This is a genomic window from Zeaxanthinibacter enoshimensis, assembly GCF_004362865.1.
Taxonomy (GTDB): Bacteria; Bacteroidota; Bacteroidia; order Flavobacteriales; family Flavobacteriaceae; genus Zeaxanthinibacter; species Zeaxanthinibacter enoshimensis.
This window is the reverse complement of the sequence record NZ_SNYI01000001.1, coordinates 1,247,747-1,265,815: the sequence shown is the minus strand read 5'-3', so window position 1 is coordinate 1,265,815 and position 18,069 is coordinate 1,247,747. Positions and strand designations below refer to the sequence as shown.

Sequence of the window (18,069 nt, the reverse complement as noted above, 5' to 3'; positions counted from 1 at the left end):
CTAAATAAAGAAGTATGAAAATAGCGATTATAGGGACAGGGAACCTGGGGATATCAATAGCCAAAGGTATACTCCACAGCAACGGGGCTACCAGCATGTACCTGACGAAAAGGAACCTGGAAGAGATCCGTGTTTTTGAGAAATACGGGAATGTCACTATCACCTCTGATAACCGTGAGGCCGTAGACAATTCTGACATCCTCATATTTGCCGTTCAGCCGAGGCATTTTGCCGGTATCCTGGAGGAGATAAAGGATATTCTCACAGAGAAACATGTCCTTATCAGTACCATAACCGGGTTCAGTATAGCTTCTATGGAAGCAATCGTGGGAAAAGCTCAATACATCATCCGAAGTATGCCTAATACAGCGATATCCGTTGGTGATTCCATGACTTGCCTGTGTAGTAACGAAGCAGGTAAAAAAAGAATTGATCTCGCCAAGGCCATATTTAACCGTATGGGGCATTCTATGGAAATCCCAGAGACCCGGATGCAGGCCGCCACGGTCATCTGTGCCAGCGGGATAGCCTTCTGGATGCGGCTCATCCGGGCCACCACCCAGGGTGCCATTCAACTTGGATTTGATGCCAAAGAAGCACAGGAACTGGCGATGCATACCTGTCACGGGGCCGCAAGCCTGCTTATTAATTCCGGGAACCACCCCGAACAGGAAATAGATAAAGTTACTACTCCCATGGGATGTACCATCGAGGGACTCAACGAAATGGAACACCAGGGACTTAGCTCCTCCCTGATCCGGGGTATCATAGCTTCTCACGATAAGATCAACCAGATCAAAAAAGGATAAGATGGAATTATTTGATGTATACCCTTTATACGACGTTACCCCTGTAAAGGCCCTGGGTAGTACCGTAATCGATGCCGATGGGAAAGAATACCTCGATCTATACGGTGGTCATGCCGTAATTTCTATCGGGCATTCCCATCCTCACTATGTCAAACGGATCAGGGAACAGCTGGATAAGATCGGTTTTTACAGTAATTCGATCGTAAATCCTTTACAGCAGAAACTCGCTGAAAAACTCGGGCGCCTGTCAGGCTGTGAAGATTACCGGCTCTTTATGTGTAATTCAGGTGCCGAAGCCAACGAAAACGCCCTGAAACTGGCATCCTTCGTCACCGGCAAAGCGCGGGTGATCGCTTTTAAAAACAGTTTTCACGGCAGAACGTCGGCCGCTGTGGCGGCCACGGATAACAGTAAGATCCATGCCCCGATCAATACCCAGCAGCAGGTAAGTTTCGTACCTTTTGACGATCTGAAGGCCTTCAAAACGGCCCTGGCCGGAGATGATGTCTGTGCGGTCATCCTTGAAGCGATACAAGGGGTAGGAGGCCTTGACGAACCATCTGTTGAGTTCTATAAGCAGATTGCCGTACTATCCAAAGAAGCCGGGGTAATGCTGATTGCAGACGAGGTGCAATCCGGTTTCGGCAGAAGTGGAAAGTTCTTCAGTTTTCAACATTTCGGGATCAGGCCGGATATCATCAGTATAGCTAAAGGAATGGGAAATGGTTTCCCGGTAGGAGGTATCCTTATTGCACCGGAAATTAAAGCTGTGCACGGAATGCTGGGAACCACTTTTGGAGGCAATCACCTGGCATGCGCGGCTACCCTCGCCGTCCTTGAGGTAATAGAAGAAGAAAAACTGCTTCCCCGGACAGTGGAAATGGAGCAATACTTCCGGCAGAAGGCAGCGGGACTTCCCTACCTGAAAGCAGTAAAGGGCAAAGGCCTGATGCTGGGGCTCGAATTTGATTTTGAAGTTGGCGAACTAAGGAAAAACCTCATCCTGCGCCGGCACATCTTCACCGGGGGTGCAAGCAACAAGAAGGTACTGCGTATCCTTCCCGCCCTGAATATCGAGAAAGCTGCCTTGGATCGCTTTTTCAAAGCTTTGAAAACCGAATTGAACTATATTGAAAAGGCCAGTTAAGCGGTCATTAAACCGAAATTTACCCGATGAAACATTTTCTATCCTTACAAGAGATACAATCCCTGCCCTCCTGGGTTTCCGAAGCTGTTGAATTAAAGAAGGATCCTTACCGGGACCATGCACTTGGCAGAGGAAAAGTACTTTGCCTTCTCTTCTTCAATAACAGCTTACGTACCCGTCTCAGTACCCAGAAAGCCGCTCTTCATCTCGGCATGGAGGTCATGGTTATGAATTTTGGGAGCGAAGGCTGGTTACTGGAATACGAGGACGGAACTATTATGGACCAGGGTAAAGCAGAGCATGTACGGGAAGCTGCACAGGTTATTGCCCAGTATTGTGACATTGTAGGTATCCGTGCTTTTGCCGGACTTAAAGACAGGAAAACAGACGAGGCTGAACAGACCTTGACCGCTTTTGCCAGGTATGCAGGTATTCCGGTAGTGAACCTGGAGAGTTCGGTGGGTCACCCGCTGCAGGCACTGGCAGATGCCATTACCATAGCAGAACACAACACCAGGAAAAGGCCTAAAATAGTACTGTCATGGGCTCCTCACCCCCGGCCGCTCCCACATGCCGTGGCTAATTCGTTTGTAGAAATGATGAAGAAACAGGATGTCGAATTCGTCATTACCAATCCGGAGGGATATGATCTGAATCCCGAAATAAGGCAAGGAATTACCGTAGAACACGACCAGGCAAAAGCGATGGAAGGCGCCGATTTTGTATATACGAAGAATTGGAGCAGCTTTACAGATTATGGTCAAGTGATCAACCAGGATAAGAACTGGATGGTCACCATGGAAAAGTTGGGAAAAGCACGTTTTATGCATTGCCTCCCTGTCCGCAGGAATGTCGTGGTAGAAGATGCCGTTCTCAATAGTCCGCAGTCCCTGGTACTGGCACAGGCCAATAACCGAACCTACTCCGCCCAGCTGGTCCTGAAAAAATTATTGCAACAGTTATGAAACCTCAACTCTCCATTGTAAAAATAGGCGGCAATATCATTGAATCCCCGGAAGAGCTGTCAGAATTCCTTTCTTTGTTTGCTGCCCTGCCAAATCCTAAAGTGCTGGTTCACGGTGGAGGGAAGCGTGCCTCACAGATCGAATCAAAATTGGGACTAACACCCCGCTTGCACCAGGGACGGAGGATAACTGACAATGACAGCCTGGATGTCGTGGTAATGGTATATGCCGGTCTGCTCAACAAAAACGTAGTAGCTCACCTGCAGGCGCTGCAATGCAACGCCATAGGTATGAGCGGGGCTGATGCTAATAGTATCCTTTCCGTAAAAAGGCCTGTAAAGGATATAGATTATGGCTGGGCCGGAGATGTAGTAGAAGTTAATCACCGGGCTATTGACAAGTTATTAAAGGCCGACCTGGTCCCTGTATTCTGTGCCCTGACCCATGACGGGAAAGGACAGTTACTGAATACGAATGCCGATACCATAGCTTCAGAACTTGCAATAGGACTTAGTTCCCGCTACCAGGTAACCCTGTACTACTGCTTTGAGAAGAAGGGAGTGCTCAGGAATGTCGATGATGAGAACTCGGTCATCCGGGATATTGATGAAGCTGCTTACCTTAAGCTTAAGGCCGAAGGCGTGATTGCCGACGGCATGCTCCCGAAACTGGACAATTGTTTTCATGCTTTGTATAAAGATGTGTCCCGGGTATGTATAGGAGACAAGGAAATGCTGCAGAAGAACGCTTCAAATTATACGACCATACAACTATGAAAGAATTGCAGACTACTTTACAGGATTCCGCCCTTGAGCTATTAAAGGAATTGATCGCTATTCAATCATTTTCTTCGGAAGAAGACGGTACCGCCGACGCTATCGAACGCTGGTTCCGTCTTAGGGATATCCCTGCAAAACGGGTAAAGAACAATGTTTTTGCTTTTAACAAACACTTTGACGAATCCAAGCCTACCCTGTTGCTTAATTCCCACCATGATACGGTCCATCCCAACGAGGCGTATACGAGAGATCCCTTTAAACCTGAGATCATTGATGGAAAATTGTATGGCCTTGGCAGTAATGATGCGGGTGGGGCACTGGTCTCGTTACTGGCCACCTTTGCCTATTTCTACAGCCAAGAAGAAATGAGTCATAATATTATCGTGGTCGCTTCGGCTGAAGAAGAGAGTTCAGGCCCTGACGGACTCAACAGTATGCTGAAAATACTACCCCCCATAGATGTTGCAATCGTTGGGGAACCTACCCTGATGCAGTTGGCTATAGCGGAGAAGGGGCTTGTTGTTTTTGATGCGGAAGTAAAGGGGACTCCATCCCATGCGGCGCACCCCAATGACGACAATGCTATCTACAATTGTATTGATACCCTGAAGTGGTTCAGGGATTATGAATTTGAAAGAGTATCGCCGGTCTTAGGTCCCGTAAAGATGACGGTAACCCAAATGAATGCCGGGAGCCAGCACAATGTGGTGCCGGCCAAGGTTCACCTGGTAGTTGATGTGCGGGTAAACGATTGTTACAGCAACAAGGAGATTGCCGGCATACTTAGTGAAGAAGCACCCTGCCAGATGAAAGCCCGGTCACTCCGATTGAATTCTTCCTCCATAGCAAAAGACCACCCCCTGGTTCTCTCCGGGCTGGAACAAGGAAGAAGCACCTATGGCTCACCTACCTTGTCAGACCAGGCGGCACTATCCTGCCAGTCCTTAAAATTAGGACCTGGGGATAGCACCCGGTCGCACTCTGCGAACGAGTTTATCTATGTTTCCGAGATCGAAGAAGGAATAGATTTATATATTAAAATACTCAAGGGCTTCCTGCTCGGGGATTAATTGACCATTTAAAAAAACAGCATATGAAACTTTGGGATAAAGGCATCAGTACCGATAAGAAAATAGACCTGTTCACCGTAGGCAATGATCGCTCGCTGGACGAACAACTGGCCCACTACGATGTTGTCGCTTCAAAGGCCCACGCCAAAATGCTCGGGAAGATCGGGATGTTAAAAACAGGGGAAGTGGACGCCTTGTTAAAGGAACTGGAAGTTATTGATAAGATAATAATTTCGGGTGAATTCCATATTGAAGATGAGTTTGAAGACATGCATTCCAAAATCGAATTTATGCTGACAGAAGCTTTGGGAGATACAGGGAAGAAGATCCACACCGCTCGTTCCAGGAATGACCAGGTTCTTGTGGCCATGCAATTGTTTCTGAAGGATGAACTGGCAAAGATCATGGAAGACAGTTATAATCTCTTTGATTTATTACTGTCCCTGGCAGAACAACACAAGGATACCATGCTTCCTGGCTATACCCACCTCCAGGTAGCCATGCCCTCATCATTCGGACTATGGTTTTCTGCCTATGCAGAATGCCTGGTAGACGATATGCAATTCCTGCAGGCCGCCTACCGGGTAGCCGACCAGAACCCCCTGGGCAGTGCGGCCGGCTATGGAAGTTCTTTCCCTATAGACCGGAGTTTTACGACCCAGGAGCTTGGGTTCTCCACACTTAAATACAATGTTGTGGCTGCGCAAATGGGAAGAGGAAAGGTGGAACGGGCGAGTTCAGAAGCAATGGCGATGCTGTCTAGCACTGTTTCCAGGCTGGCCATGGATATCTGTCTGTACCTCAGTCAGAATTTTAATTTCATCTCCTTCCCTGATGAACTCACCACTGGAAGCAGTATTATGCCCCACAAGAAAAATCCCGATGTTTTTGAATTAATAAGGGCCAAGTGTAATAAGCTGCAGTCAGTACCCAACCAGATCGCATTGTTGACAACCAACCTTCCCTCGGGTTATCACCGGGATATGCAGTTGTTAAAAGAAATACTGCTCCCTGCTATTCAGGAGATGAAATCTTGCCTGGAGATGATGCACTTTAGCCTTAAATCGATCCAGGTCAATGCGAAGATTTTAGATGACTCCCGCTATGATTACCTCTTTAGCGTGGACACCCTGAATGAAAAGGTCCTGAACGGGCTGCCATTCCGGGATGCCTATAAACAAATGGGCGAAGCTATAGAAAAAGGCGAATTTATCCCGGTTAAAACAGCCCGGCATACGCATGAAGGTAGCTTGGGCAACCTGTGTCTTAACGAGATCCGGAAAAAAATGGAACAAGTTTATATTGGAAAGAGTTAAAAAATACAAGTAACAGAATGTACATTGGGATATGTATTCCCTTGTATATAAATCAGTTGCGACCTCGTTCTTCAGTTTTGAGGATATTGATCTACTCCTGGATAAGGCCAGGAGTTACAATCATCGTCATCAGATAACAGGCTGCCTGCTATACCACAATGGGAAATTCATTCAATACCTCGAGGGGCCACAGTTAGAGGTGCTGAACCTCTATGACAAAATCACACAGGACCCCAGGCATACCAAGGTCGAGTTGTTATCGTATGGATCGATTGAACACAGGGAGTTTGAAAATTGGGACATGGCCTTTGAAAATGTCTATGGCGATAATGTCCAGATGTATTATGTGCGCCTTGCCCTGCAGAATTACTTCTTAAATCCCAAGCCACATTATGATACCTCTCTCGTATCCCGTCATTTCTGGAAGAATGTAGGTGGTCTCCTCAACAACAGCCTGGTCTGAGAACTATTTGATATTCTTCAGGTTGATCAGTTCCTGCTCTGTCAGGTTCCTCCAGTGACCTCTTGGAAGGTCTTTCTTGGTCAGCCCTGCAAATACTACCCTGTCTAATTTAACCACGTCATATCCCAGGTGTTCAAAGATCCGCCTTACGATCCTGTTCTTTCCGCTGTGGATCTGTATGCCTACTTCTCTCTTGGGAGCATTCTGCACATAAGAGACATCATCAACTTCTATAGGTCCATCTTCCAGGGTTAGACCTTCCTGTATCTTTCTCAGGTCTGCTGCTGTCAGGTTCTTGTTGAGTTCCACATGGTAGATCTTACGAACTTCGTGCTTGGGATGAGTAAGTTTCTTTGTCAGGTCCCCGTCATTAGTGAACAACAGAAGACCGGTAGTATTCCTGTCTAACCTGCCTACCGGTAAAAGTCGGGCCTTGGAGGCATTGGTAACAAGTTCCATAACAGTACGCCTGCCTTTTTCGTCACTGGTGGTGGTGATAAAATTCTTGGGCTTGTTCAGTAAGACGTATTCTTTCTTCTCCCTGTTCAGGAGTCTTCCGTCAAAACGGACCTCGTCTGTGGGTTTAACCTTATATCCCATTTCGCTTATAACCGTTCCGTTAACGGTGACATTCCCGGCGGCAATATAGGTATCTGCTTCCCTCCTGGAACAAACACCTGAATTGGCGATATACCGGTTTAACCGGATAAGGCTGGGATCCTTACTCTGCTTTGGAGCGGACTTTTTAGGACCAGTTGGTCGCTGCCCGGGTTTCCGGTAAGGCCTGTCTCCTCCTTTTCCTGCAGCCGATCTTCCTCCAAAACTCTTCTTGGAACTACCCCCTGAAGGAGATTCTCTTCTCTTGGATTTGTTATCACCGAATTTCCCTTTTCCCTTAGAAGCGGGTTTTCGACCTGAATTTGATTCTGAGCTGCTCATAAACAATATTTTGGCAAAGGTAGGAAAATAGGGCTGTCTGCAATATCCGGCAGGCATAAATTAATTGCTCATTCAGAAGCCTGGAAGAAATATCAGAAGAATCTGCTCAGCACCAGGTCTACATCGATCAGGAGGATACTGAACACCCCTAGTACAATAATAAACTTCAGGATGTTATGCAGGTAGATGAAATGTTTCTTGGTCACCGATTTCCATAAGAGAACCAGGAATATCACCAGGAAAACCACGCTGGCTATAAAATAGAGGTACATATACCCTACCTCGAACCTGACTATGAGCAATAGTGCGGGTAGCAATGTTATCAATACTAAAATACTAATACATATTTTGGAGAACCGGGTCCCGTAAATAACCGGGACTGTACGATAGTTCTGGGCCATATCCCCTGTAATATTCTCCAAGTCCTTGATCATCTCGCGGGCCAGGATCAGGAGAAACAGGAAAAGGGCATGGACAAAGATGACCGTGTCAAAATTCTTGTAATAGACGAAAACAGCAAAGAAAGGAGCTATGGCCAGGGTGGCTGAAATAAAGTTCCCGACAAAAGGGAGGCGCTTCAGTTTATGGGAGTATAACCAGATTCCAAAAATATAAGCAGAAAAAAATACCACCGCGCGGAATGAGACATAACTCGCCAGGAATACAGACATAAAATTAAGGACGAAATAGGCGCTCAGTTTGGTCCGTTGAGCTACCAGTCGGTCCAACATACTCTTCCTGGGTTTGTTAATCAGGTCCTTTTCCGAGTCGTAAAAACTGTTGATGATATAACCTGCAGCGATCACGAGGGCAGAAGCCGCCACCAGGGCAAACAGCTGACCATCCAGTATGACCCTCTTTACAGGCAGATTATGAGCCAGGATATATATGGACGCCAGGTACTGGGCCAGGGCGATGATAAGGATATTGTATCCCCTTACAATAGAAAAAAGGCTTAATGCTTTAAGCAGCAGTAGTTTGTTCTTTCTGCTGAGCATGGCGTTTCCTAGAAGTTGTATACTACTTCCAGGCGATGCCCTTTCAGAGCTGCTTTAGCTTTTTCCAGGTCCTCTGTAAATCCAAGGATATACCCCCCGCCACCTGAACCACATAGTTTCAGGTAATATGTATTGGTCTCTATTCCCTCTTTCCATAGCGTATGGAACTCTTCAGGGATCATTGGGGTAAAGTGGTTGAGAACCACCCGGGAAAGTTGTTTCAAATTCCCGAACAGGCTTTTTACATTTCCGCTGATAAAATCTTCCACACAGGCATCGGTATGTTTGATGAACTGCTCTTTCAGTACAGTCCTGAAACCATCCTGTTTCATTTTCTCCATAAAGATCTGGACCATAGGGGCAGTTTCACCAGTTATCCCGCTATCCAGCAGGAATACCGCTCCTTTCCCCTCAGGATTCTGGGAAGGAATACTTGTAGATTCTATATTGTCTTGTGAATTGATCAGGATAGGCAGACTCAGGTAACTATTCAACGGATCAAGCCCGGAAGACTTTCCATGGAAGAAAGATTCCATTTTCCCGAAAATAGTCTTCAGCTGTACCAGTTTCTCTCGTGTCAGGTTCTCCAGTACGGTTATCTTGTCGAGGGCATATTTATCGTAAATGGCAGCTACCAGGGCACCACTACTTCCTATGCCATAACCCTGCGGTATAGAACTGTCAAAATACATTCCTCCCGCGATATCGTTGTTAAGTGCTTCCAGGTCAAATGAAACCAACGCAGCTTCCTCCTGCTGCAGGTTCTCCAGGTATTTTGCAAAATTCCTGAGACTCTCATTTGACTTTTTTGCGGCCTCCGACGGGTTTTCATCGGTCTTGAGTGCGCCTTTGAAGAAGTTATAAGGAATTGATAAACCTTTGGAATCCTTAATGATCCCGTACTCGCCAAAGAGCAGGATCTTAGAGTAAAACAGGGGTCCTTTCATCTTAGAAATGGTCATATTACTTTACAAAAATACGACTAAATATGCTTCCTACAACGAATTACGCCAAATACACGGGAAAGTAGTCCTAAAATTTTCAGAAATATACGCCCGGAAATTCCATTGATAATCAAGGCTTTTCACCTATTTATCGAAATCAGGTTCCCTTCATCGAATTATATATAAGATTTTCTCTGTGAAATCGTTATTTGCATTACCAATCATAACCTACTATGTCTGTAAACCTTTCCCCCTACCATATCCTGAAGTACCTGCTGGGCTTTACCCTCATACTGTCGGTCGGGAATTTATTTTCTATACTGTCAAAACTAAATTCAGAAAACAGGGTATTACTTTCTCTGGGGGAATTGTTCGATTTTAATACTGAAGCGAATATCCCCACCCTCTTTTCTACCATCCTGATCCTATTGTGTTCCGCTGCCCTTTACTACATCTATAACGGTATGGAAAAAGATAGCAGGAACAGAAGATGCTGGCTGATCCTTTCAGGAGTATTTCTATTCCTGGCCATTGATGAAACGGCTTCTATCCATGAGCGGCTGATCCCGTTGATGCGTGAAAACTTTGAGTTGTCCGGCTACTTATATTACGCCTGGATAATACCTTATAGTGTTCTTTTGTTTATCCTGGGTATAATTATGATCCCATTTATGTACCGGCTGCCACGGAAAATCCAGTTCCTGATCCTGCTTTCAGGAATTCTCTTTCTTTCGGGTTCACTGGGAATGGAAATGCTGGGTGGTAAACAAAGCGAGTTGATGGGCGATAAAAACTATACCTATGCCCTTTACTATACTATAGAAGAATTCCTTGAAATGACGGGAATGACCACATTCCTGTATGCTCTACTGACGTATATTGTACAGCATACTACCGCCAACAAGCTTAAGGTAAATTTTAAATAACGAGGCTAAATTCCTAAATGGAGGTGGCCCCGGCCCCTACCCGGTCATGGATATACTGCCCGTTCTCACAGAAGTCGGCCAGCTCAGATTTAATCCATTGCTGTACTTCTCCTGCAATATGGTCCGGGTAAAGCAAATGTACATTTGCACCTGCATCCAGGGTGAAACATACCGGACGCCTGGTTTCCTGACGATAAGCCCAGATCTTGTTAAGGATCTCCAGGGTATTCGGCTTCATGAGCATAAAATAGGGACTGCTGGTCATCATCATAGCGTGTAATGCCAGCGCCTCCGATTCTACAATTGCAATAAATCGTTCCAGATCTCCATCCGCCAGTACAGGTTGTAGCTTCTCCAGGTTTCTCTCGGCCTGCAAAAAACGATTTTCCGCGAAGGGGTGATCGTGCATTAACTGGTGTCCTACCGTACTGCTCACTTGCTTAGAACCCTTATCCACTAACAAGATAGTGTCGTGAAAATTTCTGAATATTTCGTGAATAGGAAAAGGATATTTGATGGCGTAAAGATCAGAACTTCCGGCCACCTCCTTGTGGTACCCCCATTGCATAAGAGGGCCTTCCGTACTTCGACTGGCACTCCCGGAGCCCAACCTGGAGAGGAAAGAAGCTTTTCTTAAAAAATAAGACTCATCCATTTCCGGAAACAATTCTCTTTCCAGGGAGAGAAAACAAAGAGATAATGCCGCCATTCCACTGGCTGAACTGGCTATACCACTGCTGTGAGGAAAAGAATTACTGGTTTCAATTCGGTACTTGTAATGCCGGGTAAAAGGTAGGTAAGGCGCAATTCGCTCCAGGAAGGTAGCGATCTTTGGACGGAAGCTGTCATTGGCCACCCCATCCAGGAATATTTCAAATTGACAATCCTCTGATGCCGATTCCAATGGTTCATAATGAAGCTCTGTCCTGGTAGCGCAATGATCAAGGGTTAAACTTATAGATGGATTGGCCGGTATCTGCGGGGGGCGTTTACCCCAGTACTTTACCAATGCTATATTGCTCGGAGCCTTCCACTTATAAACTCCTCCTGGCAATTTATGTGCCGGAAGTTTTCCTTTAAAATCATTTTCCTTCATACCTCGGCAAAGATAATGTATGCTTTATTTTCACCTCTAATGAATTAAATATATTTCCTAATTTAGTTCGGAAGATCCGGTAAATTCTATGAAGAAAAAATTGATATACATCCTGATATCTGTGAGCATTTGCCTTTTGATCGGATTCCTTTCAGGTTACGCCACACAATCCTCTGTAGGCGACTGGTTTACAACCCTGAATAAACCTTCTTTTAATCCGCCTAACTGGGTCTTCGGCCCTGTCTGGACTGTATTGTACATCCTTATGGGAATCGCAGCGGGGATCGTATGGTCTAAGGGTTTTCACCACCTCTGGGTTAAGACGGCCCTCTATCATTTTATTTTTCAATTGCTGTTAAACGGGCTGTGGAGTATAGTCTTTTTCGGGTTTATGAATCCCCTGGGAGGACTTATCGTAATCTTGTTGCTGCTGGTTTTTATCGCCCTGACCTACAAATGGTTTAAGGTAGTCAGTAAAACAGCAGCCCTGTTACTGGTTCCCTATTTCTTCTGGGTATGCTTTGCCACTGTATTGAATTACCAAATCTGGATGCTGAACTGACTTACCCCGGCAGCTCTTGCACCAGCTGAACCAGTTTCTTAACCGTTCTGGCGTTCCTTGTGGTAGCCTTTACCGCAAGTCGTTTTTCAAGGAAATTATTAGTGACTTCTGCCCGGCCAAAACCAGCCCTGCAGTGGATGCAGATATGCCGATCACGGACGATCAAAGATTCATTTTTGAAAGTGCATTGCTCCAGCTCATTCATGGCATGTTTTCCCGGTATTTCTTCCAGGAAGACTATGCCCACCTGTTTTTCATCTATCCCTTTACTTTCCAAAAAGGAGTTATCCTGTGCAATCTTGATAAACTCTGCTGAACTATATAAAAATACTACAGTATCCACCCCATGTTCTTCCAGGAGCATCTTTCCCAGTTCTTTTTTAATATCCTGGGTATTGGAAGGGTCATGGTTAAAGACCAGGTTCCCGCTCTGAATATAGGTACTGACATTTTTTGCTCCCAATCGTTCCATATTAAGGCGAAGATCTGCCATCTTAATCCTGTTCTTCCCGCTGACATTCACACCCCTCAAAAGAGCCACATACCCATTCATAAAACTGCTATTATGCAGAGCAATATATTAAATTATATTACCTCCCTCGAAGTACATTATGAAGTGATTAAAAATTCTGTTACATTTAAAAACATCTAGGAAAGCAGGGTATAAAAGATATTTCCCCGACCTTAAAGACCATTCTTGGAATTTTTCAGAAATTCCTGTTAACCGACTAAACCAAATACCGAAATGCAGCCATTAATAGCCGAATTTATGGGAACTTTCCTGCTTATGCTCCTCGGATGCGGAGTTGTTGCCAATGTCATCCTGGAGGGCACCAAAGGGCAGAATTCCGGCTGGATCGTTATTACCACAGCCTGGGCTTTTGCCGTATATGTAGGCGTGGTGGTGGCAGCTCCTTACAGTGGGGCACACCTGAATCCAGCCGTAAGTATTGGCCTGGCAGTTGCAGGTCTCTTTTCCTGGGCAGATGTTTTGCCCTATATTCTTGCTCAATTGCTCGGTGCAATGGCCGGCAGCAGCCTCGTCTGGCTGATGCACAGGAACCATTTTGAGATCACGGAAGATAAATCCATAAAACTTGCTGTGTTCTGCACGATTCCCGCCATCCGGAATACCAGGTATAATCTGCTAAGTGAAATCGTGGGCACCTTTGTCCTGATCTTCGCGGTACTCTTTTTTACTGACGCAACCATTACATCTACTGACACCCTGATAGGGCTTGGTTCCCTGGGTGCCATCCCGGTCGCTTTTACCGTTTGGGGTATTGGTCTCTCGCTGGGCGGTACCACCGGGTACGCGATCAACCCTGCCAGGGACCTGGGACCCCGTATCATGCATGCAGTTTTACCGATCAAGGACAAAGGAAAGAGTGACTGGAGCTATTCCTGGATACCGGTGGTCGGGCCCGTCATTGGCGGTACTATAGCCGCACTGTTAGCCTTGCTTATCAGCTGAAGCACGCAGGGATTCCGATATTGCCAATGCTGCCAGGTATGCCCCTGTCCAGGCATTCTGAAAGTTATAGCCGCCTGTTACTGCATCCACATTAATTACTTCACCGGCAAAATAAAGCCCCGGCAAAATTTTACTTTCAAAAGTCTTAAAATTAATATCCTTCAGGTCTATACCCCCTGCCGTGACGAATTCTTCCTTGAAGGTACTTTTACCTCTTACATTAAATTCGCACTGTAGTAACTGTGCTTTAAGATCCTGTAATTGCTTTTTACTGAGTTCAGCCCAATTCTGATCCGCACCGACACCGGCTCCTACCGCTAACCTTATCCATAAACGCTTCGGAATCTCAACGGGGTTCGTTTTCAGGATAGTTTTCCTGGGGGTGGCCGACTTCTGTTGAAGGAGAAGATCTTCTAAAGCCAGGTCAGTAGATCCAGGCAACCAATTGACTCGAATTTTAAAATTATACTGCAGGGAAGATAAATCCCTTGCTCCCCAGGCAGAAAGTTTCAGGATTGCAGGCCCACTAAGGCCCCAATGCGTTATCAGTAAAGGGCCTTCTGCTTCCAGTGCTACTCCTCCGAGCTGAGTGTCTTTCTTACCCGGAACCACTTTTACTATGGCGTGGGTACTGAGACCGGGAATATCCTTTATTCTCGAGTCCTCAATATTAAAGGTAAACAGTGAAGGTACAGGTGGTACAATTCGGTGCCCTAATGCCTGAAGCATATCCCACATCTTAGGGCTACTGCCCGTGGCTATAAATATTTTCTTTGCTAAAAAGGCCTGGTCGCCGGTCTTAACTTCCCAGCGGGTGGTATTCACACCCGGAGCGGTGGGAATTTGCTCGATTCCTTGTACCCCGGTACTTCTGTGAAGCTCAATTCCCAACCGGCCTACCTCGCTCATTAAGGCATCGATGATGGTTTGGGAAGAATCCGAAACCGGGAACATCCGCCCGTCCTCCTCGGTCTTTAGCGCAACTCCTAATTCTTCAAAGAATGCCTGGGTGTCGCCACAGGCATGCGTGAAAAAGGGACCCAGCATTTCTTTATTCCCCCTGGGATATTGTCTTACCAGGGCCTTTGGATCGTACTGGGCATGAGTAACATTACATCGCCCCCCACCGGATACACGCACCTTGCTGAGAACCTGTTTCCCCCGCTCAAGGATGGCTACCCGGCTGCCCGGCAACTGGCGGGCAATATGGATAGCACCATAAAACCCTGCAGCTCCTCCTCCTATCACTATTACATCATACATCAGCGTGCTCTATCCGGGTAATCAGTAAAGATACCATCCACGCCAAGTTCGCGCATCCGTTCAATATCCTCTGGCTTATTTACAGTCCAGGTATAGATCTTAAAACCTGCATCATGTATGGCCTTTATATTTTCAGTATTCAGCTTCTTGTAATTCGGGTTAATAGCCACTGCATTGAGTTCCTTTGCAACCTCTATAGCCTTCTCCGGGTCATCATCTGTCAGCACCGCGATAGCGATATCTGGATTTTTCTTCCGCATCTCCCTGAGCTCATCCCACCGGAAGCTGGAGATCAGGAAATCTTCCTGTTTCCACCCCTGCCGTTCCACGTAATGCTGGATTATAAAATTTACACGGTCTGCAGTATTTGCTCCCTTTAATTCAATATTCAACCTGGTCTTATGATCAATTGTTTTCAGAACATCCTGCAACATTGGGATCTGGTGCCCCCCCTCCAGGGAAAGGCGCTTAAGGTCAACAATGTAGTAGGATTCGATGGCCCCGGCACCATTGGTTAGACGTTCCACATTATCATCGTGAAACACTACCACTTCACCACTCTTAATTTTGAACACATCTATCTCGATCATATCCACCCCCAGTTCCAGGGCCTTCTCAATAGAGGCAATGGAATTTTCTGTTTCGTGCCCCATGGCACCTCTGTGGCCGATGATCATCATGGAATCCTGGGTATTACAGTTCATAAATAAAAGTGAAATGAATAAGATGCTAAAGGAAAATCTGCGTGTAAACATTGGCGATGGTTTTTGTAAATAGTCCGGTTTAAGCTATTTCTAAACCATCAAAAATACAACAAGCATTTCAATTTTCCGTGGGTTAAACCAAGACCTGGATCTTTGTTTAAGATTATGGAATTCTTATTAAATTAGAAATATATTGAGAATATGTTAAATATATTTTCATACATTTAATTCATTATTAACCAACTAAACCATTTTATTATGTTCTCTAAGCAGAATTTACTGGCCACTCTGGCCGGTTTCCTGGTGACCTTTTTATTGGGTTACCTCATCTGGGGATTTGCTACTGCAGATTTTTATGCAGAACACAGCCTAGCTGATGTCTCCAAGGACCCGATGAACATCGGTCTGATCGCTTTGGCTAACCTGATCGCAGCTTTCGCATTAAGCACCATCTACGGAGCTTATGCTCATGGAGCTCCCAGTGCTGGCAGTGGTTTTAAATTCGGTATGTGGATCGGGGTATTTACCGGTTTCGGCTTAGGTCTGCTGTGGTTTGCTACTACTGAGATCATGGATATGACGGGTACCATCGTGGAAGGAATCATCAATATCTTCTTCTACGGAGTGGTCGGGGCGGTGATCGGGCTGGTATACCAGAAAACGACACCTAAGGCGGCCTGAAAATTACTATCACTAAAAAACCCGGTTCTGAACCGGGTTTTTTTTATTCCATAATCCTGTATATAAAAGATTCCAGCGGTTTTAAAACAACATCAACGCTGGCAGCGCCATCCTTTACCTTGAGGGTTTTTTGGTTCTCCCCGTATAACTGGTCGACCAACAAATAGCTCCCATCCTTTAATGCCCATTCATTAATAAGCTCCGGGGGAAGCTTCAGGTTAAACCGGTGCGTGGTAGCAGTATCAAAATTCGTGGTAATGATCAATTTTTCATCTCCCTGGTACCTGGCATAGGAAAGCACCCTGTAGTTATAGTGCTCCGTATTATCACGGTTATAATAATGAATATCCCGGTATTCTCCCATAAGGGCTTTGCTCTGTATGGTGAAATTCAGCAATCGCTTGTAAAAGTCCCTCAGCTTCTTCTCTTCCGGGCTCAACTGCCCCCCGTCAAACTTTCCTTCGTTCATCCACCTCTGGTGTGCCGGCACCCCGATATAGTCAAAGATCGAAGTCCGGGTCGGACTACCGAACCCGGCGTGTTCCCGGGCAGGCTCACCTACCTCCTGGCCAAAATAGACCATAGTAGGAGAAGTGGTCATGGTCGCTGATACCACCATAGCGGGTTTCCCGATCAGCGCATTCCCGGCAAAATCCGGGCTGGCGATACGCTGTTCGTCATGATTTTCAAGAAAATGTAACATATGATGTTCAATATCTTTCAACCCATCCACCACTACCGGCATATGATCTGTCCATCCATGGCCTTGCATGATGTGTTTCAGGCTGTCATAGAACTCAACCTTGTCGTACAGATAATCCATTTTTCCTTTATGGATATAATCCCTGTAAAGACCGGGATTATAAACCTCTGCAAGTAGCAATGCTTCCGGGTTTCTATTCTTGATATGCGAATTGAGGTAGCTCCAGAATGCCACCGGCACCATTTCTGCCATATCAAAACGGAAACCATCGACCCCCATATCCAACCAGTAAAGCACAATATCCCTGAATTTCACCCAGGAAGACGGTACATCTTTACCTTCCCAGAACCGAAAGTGCTCCTGGTGATCCTTCTCCCCATATCCTTCCGGTAGAGTTTCAAAATCCAGTCCTCCATCAGGTCTCACCCCGTAATTTATCTTTACGGTCTCGTACCAGTCGTCCAAATCCGGCCGGGCTTTCCTGGCCCCGTTTCCTGTCCATTTAGCAGGTACTTCCGTGAATTTACCATCGGTCAGCGGGTGGGCCTCCCCTCCAAGGGGTTTGTACTTCCCCTTACCGTCGGGCACCTGGAATTCCTGCCCCGGCATGTAGTAAAAATTATTGTCCCGGCGATATTCTACCGAAGGATCATCAGTGGCGCCAAAAGGTTGCTTTCCTTCAGGAGTGCTTTTCCCTTCATAAAAGCGAGCGACGTGATTGGGTACTATATCGATCAGTAATTCTAAACCGGCATCATGCGTCCTGGCAATCAGGTCCTGGAACTCCTTCAGACGATTCTCCGGGTTCACGGCCAGGTCAGGGTTCACATTGTAATAATCCTTAACGGCATAAGGAGACCCTGCCCTCCCTTTAACAACATCCGGGTCATCGGGAGAAATCCCGTACTCGCTGTAATCTGTAACTAAAGCATGATGTGGCACACCGGTATACCAGATATGGGTAACCCCCAGGTCTACAATCTCCTGCAGGGCTTTTTCAGTGAAATCGTTGAATTTACCCACACCGTTCTCCTCCAAGGTTCCCCATTGTTTGTTGGTGGTGTTGGTATTCCCGAATAGCCGGGTAAAAACCTGGTAAATGACAATTTTATGATCCTTCTTCATAGTCGTGCTGATGCTTTGGGCTTCCTCTTTCCTTTTTTCCGGACGGCAGGAAGCAAACAATACCGTCAGGATTACCAATAAACTTACAAATGTCTTGTACAAAAG

At 46.1% G+C, this 18,069-nt stretch carries 19 protein-coding genes; 11 read left to right on the top strand and 8 right to left on the bottom strand.

Features of this window, described 5'->3' with window-relative positions:
- Positions 1 to 14 precede the first annotated feature (14 nt).
- From proC to CLV82_RS05525, 7 genes are read left to right on the top strand one after another with little or no spacing between them, the layout of a single operon-like run.
- Entirely contained in the window at positions 15 to 809 is a 795-nt protein-coding gene (gene proC / locus CLV82_RS05555; protein WP_133643288.1) for a pyrroline-5-carboxylate reductase, read from the top strand.
- 1 nt (position 810) lies between these two features.
- Entirely contained in the window at positions 811 to 1,956 is a 1,146-nt protein-coding gene (locus CLV82_RS05550; protein WP_133643287.1) for an aspartate aminotransferase family protein, read from the top strand.
- Positions 1,957 to 1,982: 26 nt separating this feature from the next.
- On the top strand, positions 1,983 to 2,921 hold the full coding sequence (locus tag CLV82_RS05545; RefSeq protein ID WP_133643286.1) for a Rossmann-fold NAD(P)-binding domain-containing protein: 939 nt from the start codon (positions 1,983 to 1,985) through the stop codon (positions 2,919 to 2,921).
- Complete coding sequence (gene argB, locus CLV82_RS05540; protein WP_133643285.1) at positions 2,918 to 3,697, top strand: acetylglutamate kinase; 780 nt, start codon at positions 2,918 to 2,920, stop codon at positions 3,695 to 3,697. Before CLV82_RS05545 ends, argB begins: the two co-directional genes overlap by 4 nt.
- Complete coding sequence (locus CLV82_RS05535; protein ID WP_133643284.1) at positions 3,694 to 4,770, top strand: M20 family metallo-hydrolase; 1,077 nt, start codon at positions 3,694 to 3,696, stop codon at positions 4,768 to 4,770. Before argB ends, CLV82_RS05535 begins: the two co-directional genes overlap by 4 nt.
- A 23-nt stretch (positions 4,771 to 4,793) precedes the next feature.
- Positions 4,794 to 6,086 (top strand): argininosuccinate lyase, encoded by a 1,293-nt coding sequence (gene argH, locus CLV82_RS05530; RefSeq protein WP_133643283.1) that lies wholly within the window; start codon positions 4,794 to 4,796, stop codon positions 6,084 to 6,086.
- A 31-nt stretch (positions 6,087 to 6,117) separates the two neighbouring features.
- Positions 6,118 to 6,549: a BLUF domain-containing protein gene (locus CLV82_RS05525; protein WP_133643282.1), complete on the top strand. Its 432-nt coding sequence runs from the start codon at positions 6,118 to 6,120 to the stop codon at positions 6,547 to 6,549.
- Positions 6,550 to 6,552: 3 nt separating this feature from the next.
- Here CLV82_RS05525 and CLV82_RS05520 read toward each other — a convergent pair whose 3' ends face one another.
- From CLV82_RS05520 to CLV82_RS05510, 3 genes are all read right to left on the bottom strand, one after another.
- Positions 6,553 to 7,488: a pseudouridine synthase gene (locus CLV82_RS05520; RefSeq protein WP_317128270.1), complete on the bottom strand. Its 936-nt coding sequence runs from the start codon at positions 7,486 to 7,488 to the stop codon at positions 6,553 to 6,555.
- Between the two features lie 92 nt (positions 7,489 to 7,580).
- Positions 7,581 to 8,486 carry a geranylgeranylglycerol-phosphate geranylgeranyltransferase gene (locus tag CLV82_RS05515; RefSeq protein ID WP_133643280.1) on the bottom strand — a complete coding sequence of 302 codons (906 nt, stop codon included), beginning with the start codon at positions 8,484 to 8,486 and terminating at the stop codon, positions 7,581 to 7,583.
- An 8-nt stretch (positions 8,487 to 8,494) separates the two neighbouring features.
- Complete coding sequence (locus CLV82_RS05510) at positions 8,495 to 9,433, bottom strand: mevalonate kinase family protein (protein WP_133643279.1); 939 nt, start codon at positions 9,431 to 9,433, stop codon at positions 8,495 to 8,497.
- 230 nt (positions 9,434 to 9,663) lie between these two features.
- Here CLV82_RS05510 and CLV82_RS05505 point away from each other — a divergent pair, with 230 nt between their 5' ends.
- Positions 9,664 to 10,356: a hypothetical protein gene (locus CLV82_RS05505; protein WP_133643278.1), complete on the top strand. Its 693-nt coding sequence runs from the start codon at positions 9,664 to 9,666 to the stop codon at positions 10,354 to 10,356.
- A 13-nt stretch (positions 10,357 to 10,369) separates the two neighbouring features.
- Here CLV82_RS05505 and CLV82_RS05500 read toward each other — a convergent pair whose 3' ends face one another.
- Positions 10,370 to 11,452, bottom strand: a complete 1,083-nt coding sequence (locus CLV82_RS05500) for a diphosphomevalonate/mevalonate 3,5-bisphosphate decarboxylase family protein (protein ID WP_133643277.1) — start codon at positions 11,450 to 11,452, stop codon at positions 10,370 to 10,372.
- 88 nt (positions 11,453 to 11,540) lie between these two features.
- Between CLV82_RS05500 and CLV82_RS05495 the strand changes: the two genes are divergently transcribed.
- Positions 11,541 to 12,014 (top strand): TspO/MBR family protein, encoded by a 474-nt coding sequence (locus tag CLV82_RS05495; RefSeq protein ID WP_133643276.1) that lies wholly within the window; start codon positions 11,541 to 11,543, stop codon positions 12,012 to 12,014.
- 1 nt (position 12,015) lies between these two features.
- Here the strand turns inward: CLV82_RS05495 and CLV82_RS05490 are convergent, their stop codons facing one another.
- Positions 12,016 to 12,567, bottom strand: a complete 552-nt coding sequence (locus CLV82_RS05490) for a DUF1697 domain-containing protein (protein ID WP_133643275.1) — start codon at positions 12,565 to 12,567, stop codon at positions 12,016 to 12,018.
- Positions 12,568 to 12,759: 192 nt separating this feature from the next.
- Here CLV82_RS05490 and CLV82_RS05485 point away from each other — a divergent pair, with 192 nt between their 5' ends.
- Entirely contained in the window at positions 12,760 to 13,488 is a 729-nt protein-coding gene (locus CLV82_RS05485; RefSeq protein ID WP_133643274.1) for an MIP/aquaporin family protein, read from the top strand.
- On the opposite strand, the gene CLV82_RS05480 is transcribed toward CLV82_RS05485, so the two are convergent.
- Together CLV82_RS05480 and CLV82_RS05475 are read right to left on the bottom strand one after the other, a co-directional pair.
- Entirely contained in the window at positions 13,468 to 14,751 is a 1,284-nt protein-coding gene (locus tag CLV82_RS05480) for a BaiN/RdsA family NAD(P)/FAD-dependent oxidoreductase (protein ID WP_133643273.1), read from the bottom strand. The two genes, CLV82_RS05485 and CLV82_RS05480, sit on opposite strands and share 21 nt — an antisense overlap.
- Positions 14,751 to 15,455, bottom strand: coding sequence for a glycerophosphodiester phosphodiesterase (locus CLV82_RS05475; protein ID WP_243744148.1), 705 nt, complete (start codon positions 15,453 to 15,455; stop codon positions 14,751 to 14,753). Before CLV82_RS05475 ends, CLV82_RS05480 begins: the two co-directional genes overlap by 1 nt.
- 258 nt (positions 15,456 to 15,713) lie before the next feature.
- Here CLV82_RS05475 and CLV82_RS05470 point away from each other — a divergent pair, with 258 nt between their 5' ends.
- Positions 15,714 to 16,136, top strand: a complete 423-nt coding sequence (locus tag CLV82_RS05470) for a hypothetical protein (protein WP_133643271.1) — start codon at positions 15,714 to 15,716, stop codon at positions 16,134 to 16,136.
- A gap of 43 nt (positions 16,137 to 16,179) precedes the next feature.
- Here the strand turns inward: CLV82_RS05470 and CLV82_RS05465 are convergent, their stop codons facing one another.
- On the bottom strand, positions 16,180 to 18,066 hold the full coding sequence (locus CLV82_RS05465; RefSeq protein WP_394346155.1) for an alpha-amylase family protein: 1,887 nt from the start codon (positions 18,064 to 18,066) through the stop codon (positions 16,180 to 16,182).
- Between the last annotated feature and the right edge of the window lie 3 nt (positions 18,067 to 18,069).

Excerpts from the sequence above, each read along its gene's own strand:
- CLV82_RS05470 (WP_133643271.1), top strand. The coding sequence starts at position 15,714 with ATGTTCTCTAAGCAGAATTTACTGGCCACTCTGGCCGGTTTCCTGGTG.
- CLV82_RS05550 (WP_133643287.1), top strand. The coding sequence starts at position 811 with ATGGAATTATTTGATGTATACCCTTTATACGACGTTACCCCTGTAAAG.
- CLV82_RS05485 (WP_133643274.1), top strand. The coding sequence starts at position 12,760 with ATGCAGCCATTAATAGCCGAATTTATGGGAACTTTCCTGCTTATGCTC.
- CLV82_RS05520 (WP_317128270.1), bottom strand. The coding sequence starts at position 7,488 with ATGAGCAGCTCAGAATCAAATTCAGGTCGAAAACCCGCTTCTAAGGGA.
- CLV82_RS05535 (WP_133643284.1), top strand. The coding sequence starts at position 3,694 with ATGAAAGAATTGCAGACTACTTTACAGGATTCCGCCCTTGAGCTATTA.
- CLV82_RS05475 (WP_243744148.1), bottom strand. The coding sequence starts at position 15,455 with ATGAACTGTAATACCCAGGATTCCATGATGATCATCGGCCACAGAGGT.
- CLV82_RS05495 (WP_133643276.1), top strand. The coding sequence starts at position 11,541 with ATGAAGAAAAAATTGATATACATCCTGATATCTGTGAGCATTTGCCTT.
- CLV82_RS05525 (WP_133643282.1), top strand. The coding sequence starts at position 6,118 with ATGTATTCCCTTGTATATAAATCAGTTGCGACCTCGTTCTTCAGTTTT.
- argB (WP_133643285.1), top strand. The coding sequence starts at position 2,918 with ATGAAACCTCAACTCTCCATTGTAAAAATAGGCGGCAATATCATTGAA.
- argH (WP_133643283.1), top strand. The coding sequence starts at position 4,794 with ATGAAACTTTGGGATAAAGGCATCAGTACCGATAAGAAAATAGACCTG.
- proC (WP_133643288.1), top strand. The coding sequence starts at position 15 with ATGAAAATAGCGATTATAGGGACAGGGAACCTGGGGATATCAATAGCC.
- CLV82_RS05490 (WP_133643275.1), bottom strand. The coding sequence starts at position 12,567 with ATGAATGGGTATGTGGCTCTTTTGAGGGGTGTGAATGTCAGCGGGAAG.
- CLV82_RS05505 (WP_133643278.1), top strand. The coding sequence starts at position 9,664 with ATGTCTGTAAACCTTTCCCCCTACCATATCCTGAAGTACCTGCTGGGC.
- CLV82_RS05515 (WP_133643280.1), bottom strand. The coding sequence starts at position 8,486 with ATGCTCAGCAGAAAGAACAAACTACTGCTGCTTAAAGCATTAAGCCTT.
- CLV82_RS05500 (WP_133643277.1), bottom strand. The coding sequence starts at position 11,452 with ATGAAGGAAAATGATTTTAAAGGAAAACTTCCGGCACATAAATTGCCA.
- CLV82_RS05510 (WP_133643279.1), bottom strand. The coding sequence starts at position 9,433 with ATGAAAGGACCCCTGTTTTACTCTAAGATCCTGCTCTTTGGCGAGTAC.
- CLV82_RS05545 (WP_133643286.1), top strand. The coding sequence starts at position 1,983 with ATGAAACATTTTCTATCCTTACAAGAGATACAATCCCTGCCCTCCTGG.
- CLV82_RS05480 (WP_133643273.1), bottom strand. The coding sequence starts at position 14,751 with ATGTATGATGTAATAGTGATAGGAGGAGGAGCTGCAGGGTTTTATGGT.